This window comes from Undibacterium sp. TC9W (assembly GCF_049339865.1).
In the GTDB taxonomy this organism is placed as follows: Bacteria; Pseudomonadota; Gammaproteobacteria; order Burkholderiales; family Burkholderiaceae_D; genus Undibacterium.
This window is the reverse complement of sequence record NZ_JBMPPJ010000026.1, coordinates 24,286-38,496: the sequence shown is the minus strand read 5'-3', so window position 1 is coordinate 38,496 and position 14,211 is coordinate 24,286. Positions and strand designations below refer to the sequence as shown.

Annotated in this window: 15 protein-coding genes; 9 read left to right on the top strand and 6 right to left on the bottom strand. The window is 49.9% G+C overall.

The annotated features are described in order from the left end of the window. The first annotated feature begins 50 nt into the window (after positions 1-50). Complete coding sequence (locus ACO0LN_RS25730; RefSeq protein ID WP_422978840.1) at positions 51-590, top strand: hypothetical protein; 540 nt, start codon at positions 51-53, stop codon at positions 588-590. A gap of 46 nt (positions 591-636) precedes the next feature. On the opposite strand, the gene ACO0LN_RS25725 is transcribed toward ACO0LN_RS25730, so the two are convergent. Next, on the bottom strand, positions 637-1,569 hold the full coding sequence (locus tag ACO0LN_RS25725) for a LysR substrate-binding domain-containing protein (RefSeq protein ID WP_422978838.1): 933 nt from the start codon (positions 1,567-1,569) through the stop codon (positions 637-639). Between the two features lie 106 nt (positions 1,570-1,675). Here ACO0LN_RS25725 and ACO0LN_RS25720 point away from each other — a divergent pair, with 106 nt between their 5' ends. Next, positions 1,676-2,308: a chromate transporter gene (locus ACO0LN_RS25720; RefSeq protein ID WP_422978836.1), complete on the top strand. Its 633-nt coding sequence runs from the start codon at positions 1,676-1,678 to the stop codon at positions 2,306-2,308. Continuing rightward, a complete protein-coding gene (locus tag ACO0LN_RS25715) occupies positions 2,301-2,834 on the top strand; it encodes a chromate transporter (protein WP_422978834.1) in 534 nt (177 codons plus the stop codon). Before ACO0LN_RS25720 ends, ACO0LN_RS25715 begins: the two co-directional genes overlap by 8 nt. A 518-nt stretch (positions 2,835-3,352) precedes the next feature. Here the strand turns inward: ACO0LN_RS25715 and ACO0LN_RS25710 are convergent. From ACO0LN_RS25710 to ACO0LN_RS25700, 3 genes are all read right to left on the bottom strand, one after another. Next, complete coding sequence (locus tag ACO0LN_RS25710; RefSeq protein ID WP_422978832.1) at positions 3,353-3,772, bottom strand: hypothetical protein; 420 nt, start codon at positions 3,770-3,772, stop codon at positions 3,353-3,355. Positions 3,773-3,976: 204 nt separating this feature from the next. After that, on the bottom strand, positions 3,977-4,333 hold the full coding sequence (locus ACO0LN_RS25705; protein ID WP_422978831.1) for a hypothetical protein: 357 nt from the start codon (positions 4,331-4,333) through the stop codon (positions 3,977-3,979). A gap of 37 nt (positions 4,334-4,370) precedes the next feature. Further along, complete coding sequence (locus ACO0LN_RS25700; protein WP_422978829.1) at positions 4,371-4,754, bottom strand: OmpA family protein; 384 nt, start codon at positions 4,752-4,754, stop codon at positions 4,371-4,373. Between the two features lie 340 nt (positions 4,755-5,094). Between ACO0LN_RS25700 and ACO0LN_RS25695 the strand changes: the two genes are divergently transcribed. Both ACO0LN_RS25695 and ACO0LN_RS25690 read left to right on the top strand, forming a co-directional pair. Then, positions 5,095-5,559: a VOC family protein gene (locus tag ACO0LN_RS25695; protein WP_422978827.1), complete on the top strand. Its 465-nt coding sequence runs from the start codon at positions 5,095-5,097 to the stop codon at positions 5,557-5,559. Between the two features lie 37 nt (positions 5,560-5,596). Beyond that, complete coding sequence (locus ACO0LN_RS25690) at positions 5,597-6,184, top strand: hypothetical protein (protein WP_422978825.1); 588 nt, start codon at positions 5,597-5,599, stop codon at positions 6,182-6,184. A gap of 19 nt (positions 6,185-6,203) precedes the next feature. Here the strand turns inward: ACO0LN_RS25690 and ACO0LN_RS25685 are convergent, their stop codons facing one another. After that, the gene (locus tag ACO0LN_RS25685; protein WP_422978823.1) at positions 6,204-6,641 is read right to left on the bottom strand and encodes a DMP19 family protein; all 438 of its coding nucleotides are present in this window, start codon (positions 6,639-6,641) and stop codon (positions 6,204-6,206) included. A 68-nt stretch (positions 6,642-6,709) separates the two neighbouring features. Here ACO0LN_RS25685 and ACO0LN_RS25680 point away from each other — a divergent pair, with 68 nt between their 5' ends. After that, on the top strand, positions 6,710-7,606 hold the full coding sequence (locus ACO0LN_RS25680; RefSeq protein WP_422978821.1) for an alpha/beta fold hydrolase: 897 nt from the start codon (positions 6,710-6,712) through the stop codon (positions 7,604-7,606). A gap of 49 nt (positions 7,607-7,655) precedes the next feature. On the opposite strand, the gene ACO0LN_RS25675 is transcribed toward ACO0LN_RS25680, so the two are convergent. Continuing rightward, positions 7,656-8,297, bottom strand: coding sequence for a class I SAM-dependent methyltransferase (locus ACO0LN_RS25675; protein WP_422978819.1), 642 nt, complete (start codon positions 8,295-8,297; stop codon positions 7,656-7,658). A 137-nt stretch (positions 8,298-8,434) separates the two neighbouring features. Between ACO0LN_RS25675 and ACO0LN_RS25670 the strand changes: the two genes are divergently transcribed. From ACO0LN_RS25670 to ACO0LN_RS25660, 3 genes are all read left to right on the top strand, one after another. Then, the gene (locus ACO0LN_RS25670; protein WP_422978817.1) at positions 8,435-9,553 is read left to right on the top strand and encodes a DUF4214 domain-containing protein; all 1,119 of its coding nucleotides are present in this window, start codon (positions 8,435-8,437) and stop codon (positions 9,551-9,553) included. A 371-nt stretch (positions 9,554-9,924) separates the two neighbouring features. Beyond that, on the top strand, positions 9,925-11,784 hold the full coding sequence (locus ACO0LN_RS25665) for a DUF4214 domain-containing protein (RefSeq protein WP_422978815.1): 1,860 nt from the start codon (positions 9,925-9,927) through the stop codon (positions 11,782-11,784). A 546-nt stretch (positions 11,785-12,330) separates the two neighbouring features. Further along, the gene (locus tag ACO0LN_RS25660) at positions 12,331-13,836 is read left to right on the top strand and encodes a DUF4214 domain-containing protein (RefSeq protein ID WP_422978813.1); all 1,506 of its coding nucleotides are present in this window, start codon (positions 12,331-12,333) and stop codon (positions 13,834-13,836) included. Positions 13,837-14,211: the final 375 nt, after the last annotated feature.

Below are 14,211 nucleotides of genomic sequence, written 5' to 3'. Positions count from 1 at the left end.
ATACAGTCTGGTTTTTACAGTAAAATTGTATGATTGCGAGTAATTGATTCATGCGTGCGCTTAATTTTTTGATGGCAGTGGTATTTGTGCTGGCGGGGTTGCCAGGATTGTTTTTCAGCTTGTATCTTGCCCTGGTGCCTAGTGAACAACACAAGGCCTTGAATGGACGTTATGAAACTGAAATTGCCGTTGCCAAAGAGTACGTACAGCGCTTTCGGGAGCAGCATGCGCGCATGCCGACTGCTCAAGACTTTGATGACTGGGCACGTGTCAGGCCAGACCTGCAAGGCATAGGTTTTTCATATAAGACAGCGCCGTTTTCCGAAGAATTGATCAGCGAATTTGGCAAGCCACCTGTAGATGCTTATGTTTTTGAGTTTTTTCGTGGCGGTTCCCCTGTCTATTATCCATCCTGGTCAAGCAAGGTTAATTCTGTGTATATCGCTGACGAGACATGGTGGTCATATGGTAGTCGCTGGGCAGATCTGGCCCACGCTTCAGTCTGGTGGTTGCTGCCATTTTTTCTGGCGGGACTATGCATGATGGGATACCGGGATGAAACTGAAGCTGTCTTGAAAAAATCAACCTGACGATGCACCCAGCATGCCTGTGACCATGCCACGCTCCCTCGCTCCCTTATTTAACCATCCGACTATCCCTGATCATGTCATATAACAACTGCGCCGCCGGTGACAAGCGGGCGGCCTTGCGGGCCACCAGCACCAGGGTTCGCGAAATCACAGGGTCTTGCAGCCTGATCACGCGCAGGCGCGGGTAGTTGGCTTTTTGCATGGCGAGATTGGGCACGATGGCGGCAGCAATACCCGCATCGACCAGGCCCAGTGCGGTGGAGTTGCGCTGTACCTCATAATGTATCTGCAGGCTTAAACCGGCCTGCCCATCTTGCGCACTCCGGCCACCATGCATATTCTCTGCGCCCAGGTAACCATCAAGCAGGGCGCGGTTGCCGCTGGCCTGTCCGGCAAAAATCAGCGGGTAGGGCTGCAATTGTGCCCACGACAGGCTTTTGCGTCTGGCCAGTGCATGATCATCACGGCAGACCAGCACGAAGCGGTCTTCCAGCAAAGGCGTGGTGCTCAGTTCAGGATGGTTAGGTCCAGCCAGGTTGATACCAAATTCAGCCTCGCGCCGCAACACGGCCTCTGCCACACCGACTGATGCATGGTCGAGTATCTTGATACGGTTGTCAGGGAAAAGCGCTGAATATTCACGGATGACTTGCGGCAGGTAGCGCACCCCCGCTGTTGGTATGCAGGCAATCGACACATCACCGCGCAGGGCCTTGCCGGTTTCGCGTATCTCGGTCAGGGCGGCGGACAGTTCTTGCAATAACCTTCTTGCTTGCGGCAAAAAGTCTTGCCCGGTCCTGGTCAGGGCGATGGAGCGGGTGGTTCTTTCGAGCAAGGTCACGCCCAAAAAAATCTCCAGATTGCGCAGCCGCTGCGTTACCGCCGTCTGCGTGACAAACAGCACATCAGCCGCCTTGTTAAAACTGCCATGGTCAGCAATGGCCACAAAAGCCTGTACACCGAGAATATCGATTTTCATAAGAAAAATGAATCAATCGTCTAAATAAATTCATTGTACTTTTAATTGCCCAGGTAAGAAGATGTTCTTGCAGTAAATATTTCTTACCGTTTCTGATGAGTGCCCCATGTTAAATCTGCCATTGCCAGGCCTGGCCGTTAATGACACTGCCAGCATCACTTCCTGGCGCCTGTTCCTGGTGTTTTCAAAAATAGCGATGACAGGTTTTGGCGGCGTCATGCCCTTTGCCTACCGGGCATTGGTCGAGCAATACCGCTGGCTCACCGCAGAAGAATTCGCCCGCTACCTGGCCTTGAGCCAGGTCTTGCCCGGCCCCACGATATGCAATGTCGCCTTGATGATAGGCAAGCGCTATGCCGGTATCCCAGGTGCGCTGGCCGCCATGGCTGGCCTGATCATCGCCCCTTTTTTGCTGGTGATCGCGCTCGGCGTTGCCTACCAGCGCTTTGGCAAACTGGCCGTGGTGCAGGATGCATTGACAGGTATGACAGCCGTGGCGGCGGGTCTGGTGTTGTCAACAGCGATCAAGATGGCAATGTCCTTGTTTGGAAAAAATGCTCAGAGTGCAGGGCCAGACAAAAACAGGCTGTTCAACAGCAGGATCAGTTTGCAGGTGGTATTGATGGTGCTGGCCTTTGCCGGGCTGGCTCTGCTCAAGTTTCGCCTGATTATTGTTTTCGTATTGCTGGCCTTGCCAGGCAGCGTGGCAGCTTATTTTCTGAAAGACAAAAATGAATGACGAATCCCCCATGCTAGACCTGTGCCTGCATCTGTCCATCCTGTCGATGATGGCAGTTGGCGGCGGGCTAGTGATGATGGCACCCGACATCAGCCATTTTGTTGTCACTGAAAAACACTGGGTCACCAGCGCCCAGTTCGCCTCTGCCTATGCCATTGCCCAGGCAGCGCCCGGCCCCAATCTCTTGTTTATCTCTCTGGTAGGCTGGCTCATCGCTGGCTGGACAGGCGCGATACTGACTACGCTGGCGGTGATCATCCCTTCGACAATATTGACCTTATCCGTCATCAGCCTGGATACCTCCAACTACAACCAGCGCCTGACCGCCGCCGTACGCGACACCTTTGCCCCTATCTCGATCGGTTTCCTGCTGGCCACCGCCTGCCTGTTCACACAACTCGACACCGCAAGCTGGCGCACCGACTTGATTACCGCACTGACAGCCATCATCGTCCTGCGCAGCAAACTGAACCCGGTCATCCTGATCGCTGCCGGGGCAGGTGCAGGGATGTTGCATTTGATCTGATCTGAACTCAGGGGGGGAAATATCATGCCCGACGCTCACACCAGCCTTACTCTCCAAATGCTGGAATGGATACAGCAGCGGCCTCGCAGTTATACTGAAGTCATTGAGGCCTGGCACAGTACTTGTCCAAGATTATGTATATGGGAAGATGCCTGTGCAGAAGGATTGATCAGTTGCGACGGTGGTGTGAACGGGCTGGTGACATTGACGCAAAAGGGCTGCGCGATGCTAATGTCTGCAAGCAGAGAAGGGTGTGTAGGTACGATTAGCAAAGCGTAATCGTACGCATGTCAGCTACGGATTCAGGTTTTTTGGGTTTGTTTTTTCTCGCAAAAACATATTTTAAACGCATCGTTTCCCAGTAGATGAAGGCTTTGCAATCAGGTGTATTTCTGTTGTTGTCAGGATTGGCATGCGTACGATTACGCTGCGCTAGTCGTACCTACCTGGGCTGAATCCGCTCCTACACCATATCCAATAAGCTCTCTTTGCAAACAGTCTGAGAGAAAAATAAATCACTACCAAGGAAATGGCGGCCTGATTTCATATTGAATGCCAACCAGCTCAAATGCGACCCTGATTTCTTCAACACGGGATGCAGCTCCTTTGTATAATTTGAAATTGGATTGTGTCTGCAATAATTGTCGGGCATCAAGAAAATTTACACCATTCAATTTTGCAATTGCCCTGATGTGTTCTTTGTTAGTGTAATCGCCCGAAGTAACACTGATTTCATACAAAGTTTCATCACGAAGAATTTCTGGCAGATACGTAGTCACAACTGCCCAGTCACAGCGCGTGCAAAATACACCCTGTATGCTTCCTTCACGCCGCACTTCGACAGTACCGCCACAATCTTCACAAACTGCATCGTCGGGAAGGTCAATTGTCATTGTTTTCTGACTCAGGAAAGTGTCATTCATTTTTAAAGCAAACAAAATTGCCCGTTAGCTCGTAGGTACGATTAGCGAAAGCGTAATCGTACGCATGTCAGCCACGGATTCAGGTTTTTTGGGTTTGTTTTTTCTCGCAAAAACATATTTTAAACGCATCGTTTCCCAGTAGATGAAGGCTTTGCAATCAGGTGCATTTCTGTAGTTGTCAGGATTGACATGCGTACGATTACGCTGCGCTAATCGTACCTACGCGACTATCCATTCAATCTCAGAATTGACTTCACCCAATTCGATTTCGCCAACCCTGAATCCAAGTATTTTTGTTGCTTGCAACTTTAAATTGGAAAGCCACCAATTCCATTTTTCTTCATCCATATTCGTGACAAAAAACTGCAAACCGCCAGGCTCTACTAAAGCTGAAATGTGCGCTTCTTCTTCATCAAATCCAAACCAGTACGGTATACCATTCTCTCCATTGATGCCATCTCCAAAGCCCAGCCATCCTTCCATGAGTGCATAAACATCTGGAACCCTGTCCCAAATTTCTGCAGGCAAGTCGCATCGGATGTTGAGATTTCTGGTTTCACTCAGCAGCTTGGTCATGTGTAAATTTTTTTGTGAAAATATTGATCGTGACTTGTCAAGGTTTGCAGCTCAATTTCGCCAGCTTACGTGCACGGCCTGAGTCTGTGTTGTTGTCTGCAAAAGGACGTGACTTGCCATAGCCTTTGGAAGTCAAATGCGCAGCATCGATACCATGCTGCACCAGCCAGTTACGCACACTCGCGGCGCGGGCGTCGGAGAGTTTGAGGTTGTAGTCGTCGCCACCGACACTGTCGGTATGACCTTCTACATCGGCCTTGATGCTGGTATCGGTCTTGAGCATGGCTGCGACTTTGCCCAGCAGACTGTCGGACTCAGACTTGAGCGTGGCCTTGTTGAAATCGAAGAACACGCCATACAGGAGTACATGGCAATCCTTGGCGAAGGTAATGCCGAGATCGGTCTTTGAAAACCATCGCATATTGATTTCCGTTTGGTGAGCGCTGATAGTCAGTGTCAAGCCTCACAATATTAACCCCGTCATGTCGTGGTGATCAAGTGGCGTACCGGCATCCTCATGCAGGTTTCAGGTGCGGGGCAACTGATCGTCATGCGTACAGTGAGTTTAGCCCTTAATCTACCCCTTAATTTACCCAGTTATGCAAATGATTGATAAAATGAAAATACCCAAGATGCTGACATTTCGGCTTCTGAGGCGGCAATAGTCTCTGCATGCCTGCTGTTCACGGCATATCATGATGAACTGATTTGTTGTTGAAGGCAGTCTTCTCTTACCTTACACCTTAGATGGGTACATCCTCATGTCAAATATTGCTATACCGCCTGCTTATCGTGGCGCCACACCTTATCTCATCATAAAGGGCGCTGCTGCTGCGCTTGAATTTTATGCGGCGGCATTTGCAGCCAATGAACTGGTACGCCTGGACGATGGCAATGGCAAGATCATGCATGCAGAAATCAGCATAGGAGATGCGCTGTTGATGCTGGCAGACGAGTTCCCGGATATGGGCTATCGCGGCCCGCAGTCGCTGGGTGGGTCGTCGGTATCCATACACTTGTATGTTGATGATGTAGATGCTGTATTCGGCCGCGCCGTGGAGCTGGGGGCGAAGGCTGCGATGCCTGTTGCTGATCAGTTTGACGGCGACAGGCGCGGTACCCTGATCGATCCATTTGGCCATGTCTGGTTGCTGGCAAGTCGCAAAGAAGATGTTTCTTATGACGAGTTGCGTGCCAGGTTTGCGAAGATGATGGTGCAGGGTTAATTGCCCGTCGATATCGTATCTACAAGGATTACCCTTGATGACACTGCTTACTGAAAAAAGACCTTTACCAAAATCCCCGTTCATTTTTGCCGCTGCCGTATTGGGTTTCTCGGCACTGTACGTACAAATGCATCTGGCTATTTTTCTTCTGGTATTGATGCTGATGTTTGGTCTGGGGCTGTATGCCAGTTACCGCGCCTTGAAGTTTTTCCGGCATTCTTTCGATGGCCCGCTGGCCGGTTGGTCATGGGCATTGATTACGCTGCTCACAGTATGCTGGGCTGCCTGGTTTTATGTGCCCACAACTTCTTTGGCAGAGCATGTTGATGCCTGGATTTTTCAAGGGCATTATGAAAAGGAAGTTGCTGAACTCAGTAGTAATTTGCCAGGGAATTGCAAGAAAACAGATGACTGTTACGCCGACGATGGCAAGCCGGTGTATGTGTATTTTCCCTATGCCTTGCATGTGCCGTTTTCCGAGCATCACGGCATCCTGTATATAGCAGACCCTGCGCATGTGCCAGAACAGGCGCGGCTGGATAAAATTGGCGGCATGATGAAGTGCCAGGATCAGCCTTTGCTCAAGCATTTTTATGCTTGTTTTATCACTGGGTATGCGGGTTAGGGGCAATCATTATCAGAACTTAAGCGGGCAAACCACTCACCAGAAAAGCATGCGCCTCGGTCTGGAAATCCACTTTCTTGCCAAGATAAGCGATGCTGAGCAGATGCAGCTCGTCTTTGAGCGCATTGGCATCGGTATAGTTGCTGGCTAAAAAGCGCTGGTATTCCGCTTTGTTTTTCAGACACAGGCTGATGGCCTGTACGTAAAAATCATGGGCGACGTGGGCATTGGCGGCAATCAGCATGTCTTCAATCTGCGCCAGTAAGTGCCCGTTCATATTGTAGAGAAACTGCGCAAAGCCGCCCTGGCGCACGTCATAGTCAAAGCGCGCTGCCAGCAAGTGAGGTAGTTGCGGTGCATGGGTGGCGACGAGCTCTTCCCAGTCAGCGTTGTTGGTCTTCGCCAGCCAGAGATTGAGCTGAGTGGTGATGGCATCTTGCAGGGTATTTTCTTGCATGGTTGAACTCTTGCGGAAGTTACATCAGAGTGTAGTATGCTAGCAGAATATTAACAGAAGGATTTTATATGAAACTCCGTCGTCACTTGCTTAAAACCATCCTGGCACTCAGTTGTGCTGCATTGAGCCCTGTCGCTGCCTGGGCTGCAGCTTTTAGCTCAGACCGTATCAGTGTCAGAGTAGAAGGCGAGGGTAGCGATGTGATCCTCGTGCCTGGCCTGAGTTCTTCCCCCAAGGTGTGGGCGGAGATGGTCAAGGCAGTGCCTGGCTACCGGTATCATCTGGTGCAGGTATCGGGCTTTGCCGGTGTGCCTGCGGGTGGCAATACCGAGGGCGCAGTGGCGGCACCAGTGGCGGAAGAAATCGCCCGCTACATTGCCCAGCTAGTGCCGCATGGTTTGCAAAAGCCTGTGTTGATCGGGCATTCCATGGGTGGCACGATAGGCATGATGTTGGCGGCGCGGCATCCGCAATCCATCAGCAAGCTGATGATCGTTGATATGTTCCCGTTTCTGGGCGTAATGTTTGGCCCACCGGGAACGACACCGCAAAGCATCAAACCCATGGCAGACGATATGCTGGCCAAGATGCGTGGAGCTGCACCAGAAGCGCGTGCGCAAAGAACCACGGCAACCATCAACAGCATGATCAGTAACACGGCCATGCGTCCTGCAGGGCTGGATGATGCACTCAAGAGCGACCAGGATGTTTCTGCCCGCGCTTATCATGAGTTGATCACGACTGACCTGACACCTGAGCTGAAAAACATTGCCGTGCCGACCTCGGTCTTGTACGTCGTACCAAGTGGTGCGCCGGTGACGCCAGAGCAGATGGATGGTTTTTACAAGATGGCTTATGCCAGCATCAAAGACGTGCAGCTCAAGCGCATCACTGCCAGTGCGCACTTCATCATGTGGGACCAGCCTGAGCAGTTTCAGGCAGAGGTCAAAGCGTTCTTGAAATAAGTTGCAGTTGTGTTAGCCCGCCAATTGGCGGGCTAACACAATACAATGATCAGGCAGTTTTCAGGCGGGCCAGGATAAATAAATCCGTGCTCGCCATGTTGCTTTGTGCAGGCCCGGGTTTGCGTTTGATATCGATGATGTCAAAGCCATGCAGGCCCAATGCCGTGTGCAAATGTTGCTCATCATGATAGTGGATATAGACCTGGTCACCTGTGCTGGAAGTCTGCCAGCCTGAGCGTGACTCTTCTGCCTCCATGGCGCTGAGATAGAGCAAGCCACCAGGATTGAGTATGCTGACGGCATCAGCGATAAGACTGGCAGCTTCAGCCCGTGACAAATAGGGCAGGCCAAAGGCGCAGACCAGCGCATCAAAATTTTTACCCTGTCCAGCTACATTACGGCAATCCATGACGGCGAATTGCGCCGTAGGATTATTGATACGCGCCAGTTCTACCATTTGTGGTGCCAGATCGGTGGCTAAGATTTGCAAATCAGGCAGGCGCGCCAGCAGGGCACGCGTCACATTGCCTGGCCCGCAAGCCAGTTCCAGTACACGCGCATTGCTGGAAACCAAATTCTTGCAAAACAGCGCATAGGTATCGTCATAATCTTCCAGGTTCATATACTTGTCCTGGTAGCGCTGCGCCAGTTTATTGAAAGTGGCGACGGTGATTTCTGTAGGGTTCTTCATGAGCAGGTTTCCATACTTGATTTTTTCATGCTTAAACTTTTTTGACATTCTTGTCATCCAATGATGCCGCTATTGCGTTAAAGCTGCAAGACTCAAGCGCGTTTTTGCGTATGTCATGAAAGAGTAAGGAGTGAAATATGGCCTATATTTATGGCGATGATGGTCTATATGATGAGAGAACCAAAGGTTATGATTCCAGTTCTCTGAGCGCCAATTTCCAGGTCAACCTGGGCAAAGTGTCGTTCGGCAAATTGTCGGCCACTGACCTCACAGACTGGTATCAGCTCAACCTCGATGGCCCCGGTACTTATACGCTGGTGGTCTCTACCGATGTCGTCAATAACTATAGTGCGACCAATGAATGGCGCGAAACCTATAGCGGTATTGAAGTCAAGATTACCGACAGCGCAGGTAACCCGCTGGCTGGTCTTGACACCAGCTATGCCAGCCTGACGACAGATGGCAGCATCGTCTTCAATTACACGGGTGGATATTCACACGGTGACTTTTTTGTGCGCGTCAGCAATCTGTCGTATGCAGCTACCGACTATATACTGGGCCTGAACCTTTCTGTGCCCGGCAAGAATATCTATGGCACCAGCGGCAATGATTATTTGCAAGGCACGGTGGGTGACGATAATATTACCGCAGGCGCTGGCAATGACACCATCATCAGCAGTGCCGGCAATGATGTGATAGACGGTGGCGCCGGCCTCGACTTTTTGGTGTTGGCGGGCAAGCTCGGTGACTATGCGATCAATGGCACGACCACCAGCTTTACCGTCAAAGATACGGTAGGCAAGGATGGCACGGATTCGGTCGCACAAGTAGAGCGCCTGATCTTTACTGATTCTGCACTGGCCTTTGATATCAACGGCGCAGCCGGGCAAGCGTATCGTCTCTACCAGGCAGCATTTGGCCGCAAGCCTGACCTTGCTGGTCTTGGTTACTGGATAGACAGGATGGATCACGGCGTCAGCCTGACGCAAGTCGCCGCAGGATTTTTTCAGTCGGCAGAGTTCCAGAAGCTGTATGGCAGCTTCCCCAGCACGACGACACTGATCAATAATTTTTACCAGAATGTGCTGCACCGCGCGCCCGACCAGGCCGGTTTTGATTACTGGTCCAACCAGCTCAACAAGGGCATGATTTCACCCGCAGGCGCGCTCGCCAGTTTTTGTGAAAGCGCAGAAAACCAGGCACAGGTCATAGGGCAGATACAGAACGGTGTGGTCTATACCGAATGGCTGGGTTAGTTGATTGATTAGCCTGGAGTCTCCGCTCGATGGATCAAGCGGAGGCCATGTGTAGTGAACAATGAAATGGGGCGGCTGCTATGCCGCCCTTTTTTTTGCCCTGACGCAAAGCTTTGGCGAGGTCAACCTGTCCAGGACGCAAGCCTTGTTAGTGTGATATTTGTCCCTCTTGCTTGTGAGGATAGGCGAGGCACTAGAAAAATTACTGGGACAATTGAAAAATTGTTACAATTCTCGTCCTTTTTTGCCTATGTTCGCAGGTATCAGGAAAACTTCAATCCACTATCAGGATGGAGACTGGTGCCGATATGGAATTTAGCATCTGATCCAGGCCATCAGCAAAATTTTTACTCTATTTGAAAGCGTGTTTCATGGCATACATTATTGGGAACGAATCTCATACTGATGAAAAAACTTATGGCTATGATTCTAGCGAACCCAATACAACTTTTAAAGTAAAACTAAGCAAGAAGTCATTTGGTAAATTGTCTTCATCGGACTTGGTTGATTGGTATGCCCTGGAGCTCGATGGCCCAGCTGACTATATACTGAACTTGTCTACCGATAGCGTTAACAGTTTGGGACGCCCCTGGGCTAAGTCCAATAGCGGAGTAAAAATAGAAATCACGGACCGTAACGGTAATCCTGTCTCCGGTGCTTCGTCTGCTGTTAATACCGAGATTTTTGAAACCACCATCAATTTTCACTATACCGGTCAGGCCAACTACACAGACTACTTTGTCAAGGTCACAAATCAAGGTAATCCAGAAGCTGACTACATGCTGTTTCTGAACAAGTTTGGTAAGACAACCGACATCATGGGACCAACTCTGCAATCGATAGAGATTCCAGATACGCTGGATTTGTCAAAAAATGATGGTCAGCTAAAAATTACTACCTATGCCAAAGATGACATATCAGGAATCCGTAGCTTTGCCATTGTCCTTGATGCCCCCATCACCTACGATTTAAAAAACAATGGTGGCACCAGTAATACCCTGACTTTAACCGGTGCAAACGATTCGTGGAAGGATGGAGCTTCGACGCAAACTTTTTCGATAGACCGCACCAGTAAAAATGGTACCTACAATGTAGTACGTGTCGATATTACGGACTATGACGGGAACGTAACGAGTTATAACTCTTTGCTTCTTCAAGCACTATTTCGGGTGAACACGAAAATCAAAGTGTATGGCGCAATTGATGATGTCCCACCCACTGTTGTCTCGTTCTCTCCAACGCAGCTGGGTAAGCCCATGCCCATCAGGGATGAACTTGTTGTTACCTTTAATGAAGCTGTCGTTTTAGGCTACGGCATCATCACGATAAAAGATGAAACAGGAAAAGTTGTCGCCAGTTTCGACGCAATCAACAATCGTAATATGAGCATAATGGATCAGAACAAGCTCGTCATTCCTTACATGGTCACGCTTGCATATGATGCTAAATATACACTTAGCATCCCCAAGGGGGCGATTTGGGATCTGAATGCTAATTTCTATGCCGGATCGAGCGACTTCACTTTTTGGACAATACCGAATCCGTCTGCCGTAGGCAAGAACGTCAATGGCACTGAGGGAAATGACTATCTGACAGGTAGTAGTTTAAATGATGTTTTTCTTGCAGGTTCGGGTAATGACATCATCATTGCCGGTGGTGGAGACGACATTATTACAGGGGGTAATGGCCTTGATACACTGGTCTATACTGGAAAAATGGCAAACTATACGATTTCTGGAAACGCCACATCTCTTGTCGTGAAAGATAATTTCGGAAAAGATGGTACCGACACAGCAGGGCAAGTAGAACGACTACAGTTTGCAGATGTGACAGTTGCCTTCGATGTGAACGGGGTCGCAGGCCAGGCATACCGCATTTATCAAGCTGCATTTGGCCGCAAACCTGATCTGGCTGGCTTGGGATACTGGATCAAGGATATGGACAAGGGTTCCAGCCTGACTACGGTAGCTGCAGGGTTTTTCCAGTCAGCAGAATTTAAGCAACTGTATGGCAGTAATCCCAGCATAAGCACTTTAATCAATAATTTTTACCAGAATGTGCTGCACCGCGCACCTGACCAGGCCGGTTTTGATTACTGGTCCAACCAGCTCAACAAGGAAATGATTTCACCCGCAGGCGCGCTCGCCAGTTTTTGTGAAAGTGCAGAAAACCAGGCACAGGTCATAGGGCAGATACAGAACGGTGTGGTCTATACCGAATGGCTGGGATGAGCCGGGTAACAAGCATGTAAGACATCTTGTTGTTGAAGAAGTGAGTATCAAACATGAAGCCAGTGCTGTGAGATCAGCACTGGCTTTATGCTTTTGTGCGTCTTGTGCGCTGGGTCGCCGTATCTGAAACATGAATTTTTGCATCCAGCATCTGCTTGCCAGGGCAAAAAGTGTTGAGTAACACAGTTTCTGGAACTTAATAAGATATTGCTATAATCACAAATGATTAAAGATAATGCAATATCGTATTAGAATGCTGCGTACATAAAAATCCATATTGGCCGATTCATGAAACGCGAGTACAGGGTGTCATTTTTCGCTCCCACAATTTTTGCATGGGCCAGTTTTTCTCCGGCGCAACTTGGTACAACTCAGCTACAACTCAGTTACAACTTAACTACAATTTAAACGTAACTTAAATGCAATAGTGATGCTTGCAACAGACATGAAACACGGCGAGCGCAGGCAGGTTACTGATTTCAAGATGCGTTTGCACTTCTAAATGAATCCACCCTTTAATTGAAGCCTTTAATGAAGGTCAGCAAAATGGCTAATGTAGATAATTTTGATACCCTCGGCGTACGTCATGCATCCGGTCTCAAATCCGGTTTGAATATCATCCAGGCAGCTATCGATACCACGCCGCCCGTTCTGAATTCCCTGATCATCCCGGCCAGCATCAACCTGGCGAATGGCAATGCGCCGTTATTTATAAGGGCTGGTGCGACCGACGTCGGTTCGGGTGTTGCCAGCGTCATGATAGAGCTCGATAATTTCATCGCCTATGATGTCAAGATACATGGCGGCACCCTGAGTGCCTTTGTGATTGATGGGCAGGATGACAGCTGGTCAGACGGCCTATCCAGCCAGACCTATACCATCGCCAGCAATAACAAACCCGGCGATTATCATGTACTGCGCGTGCAGGTGATAGACAATGCGGGCAATAGCACCACCTATGAAGCGGCACAACTCAAGGCCATGGGGGTTAACACCACCATCAGCGTGCTGGCGACAGCAGACACGGCGCCACCGACCGTGCTCTCATTTACCCCGGCAGCCACAGGCAATGTAGTGCAGGTCAATGGTGACCTGATATTTACCTTCAGCGAAGCGATACAGGCGGGCACGGGCAAGATTGTTCTCAAGGATGGTGCAGGCAATATTGCTGTCAGCATTGATGCTGCTGGCCCCGGCATCAGCATTGCAGGCAATACCCTGAGCATACATCCCGGTACGGCGCTGGCATTTGACACCAACTACACCATCAGCCTGCCCGCTGGCAGTATCAAGGATATGGCTGGCAATAGCTATGTGGGTTCCAGTGCCTCCAGTGCGTATGCCTTCTGGACTGCATCCAATCCGGCCCAGGTCGGGCTGACCATCAACGGCACTGATGGTAATGATGTACTGACGGGCAGCAATCTCAACGACAATATCTCGGCAGGTGCGGGAAATGACCGCATCATCGCCAGCCCCGGCAGTGACAGCATTGTTGGCGACAGCGGACTAGATACCCTGGTCTTGTCCGGCAAAATGGCCAACTACACGGTATCTGGCACGCCTGCCTACTTCATCCTCAAAGATAATGTGGGTAATGATGGCACTGATTCAGTCGGCCTGGTAGAGCGCCTGCAATTCACCGACGTGACACTGGCCTTTGATCTCAACGGTGTAGCTGGCCAGGCTTATCGCCTGTACCAGGCCGCATTTGGCCACAAACCTGATCAGGCAGGCCTGGGATACTGGATACAGGCCATGGATAAAGGCGCCAGCCTCAATGCTGTCGCGGCTGCCTTTGTGCAGTCAGCAGAATTCCAGCAACTGTATGGTGCCAACCCCAGCACCACGACCCTGATCAACAACTTCTATCAAAACGTCCTGCACCGCGCACCAGACCAGGCAGGTTTTGAATACTGGTCCAGCCAGATTAACCAGGGTCTGGTTACACCTGCCGCTGCACTCGCGAGCTTTTGTGAAAGCGCAGAAAACCAGGCTCAGGTTTTGGGCCAGATACAGCAGGGCATTGTATATACGATGTGGGTGGGTTGATATGATGACAGTAGATGAAATTAGATGAAATCAGTTGAAATGTGGGGCGGCCTGAATTGCGTCGCCCTCATTTCAACTTTTGCTGACGGAATACTTGTGGAATACTTGTCCCTCGTTTTATCTGACTGACTTCACCAATACAAAGCTGTAAGAAAAATTGCCGGACTTTTGTTCAGCCACTGCGCTGGCAGTCCGTACTTTGCATCCTGCATACAAGCATTTCCTTTCCTTATCCCCCTCTTCATCACTGATACTGCCGCCCTCCGTTGCAGGCATCACAAAAATTTCCGCTCGCTTTCAAATTAATTTCAACTTACTTTCAACGTACTTTCAAATTGATGAGTGAAAACTATTTCAGTTCACCTACAGTTCACC

Coding starts and splice junctions, on each gene's coding strand:
- ACO0LN_RS25730 (WP_422978840.1), top strand. CDS start 51: ATGCGTGCGCTTAATTTTTTGATGGCAGTGGTATTTGTGCTGGCGGGG.
- ACO0LN_RS25725 (WP_422978838.1), bottom strand. CDS start 1,569: ATGAAAATCGATATTCTCGGTGTACAGGCTTTTGTGGCCATTGCTGAC.
- ACO0LN_RS25720 (WP_422978836.1), top strand. CDS start 1,676: ATGTTAAATCTGCCATTGCCAGGCCTGGCCGTTAATGACACTGCCAGC.
- ACO0LN_RS25715 (WP_422978834.1), top strand. CDS start 2,301: ATGAATGACGAATCCCCCATGCTAGACCTGTGCCTGCATCTGTCCATC.
- ACO0LN_RS25705 (WP_422978831.1), bottom strand. CDS start 4,333: ATGACCAAGCTGCTGAGTGAAACCAGAAATCTCAACATCCGATGCGAC.
- ACO0LN_RS25700 (WP_422978829.1), bottom strand. CDS start 4,754: ATGCGATGGTTTTCAAAGACCGATCTCGGCATTACCTTCGCCAAGGAT.
- ACO0LN_RS25695 (WP_422978827.1), top strand. CDS start 5,095: ATGTCAAATATTGCTATACCGCCTGCTTATCGTGGCGCCACACCTTAT.
- ACO0LN_RS25690 (WP_422978825.1), top strand. CDS start 5,597: ATGACACTGCTTACTGAAAAAAGACCTTTACCAAAATCCCCGTTCATT.
- ACO0LN_RS25685 (WP_422978823.1), bottom strand. CDS start 6,641: ATGCAAGAAAATACCCTGCAAGATGCCATCACCACTCAGCTCAATCTC.
- ACO0LN_RS25680 (WP_422978821.1), top strand. CDS start 6,710: ATGAAACTCCGTCGTCACTTGCTTAAAACCATCCTGGCACTCAGTTGT.
- ACO0LN_RS25675 (WP_422978819.1), bottom strand. CDS start 8,297: ATGAAGAACCCTACAGAAATCACCGTCGCCACTTTCAATAAACTGGCG.
- ACO0LN_RS25670 (WP_422978817.1), top strand. CDS start 8,435: ATGGCCTATATTTATGGCGATGATGGTCTATATGATGAGAGAACCAAA.
- ACO0LN_RS25665 (WP_422978815.1), top strand. CDS start 9,925: ATGGCATACATTATTGGGAACGAATCTCATACTGATGAAAAAACTTAT.
- ACO0LN_RS25660 (WP_422978813.1), top strand. CDS start 12,331: ATGGCTAATGTAGATAATTTTGATACCCTCGGCGTACGTCATGCATCC.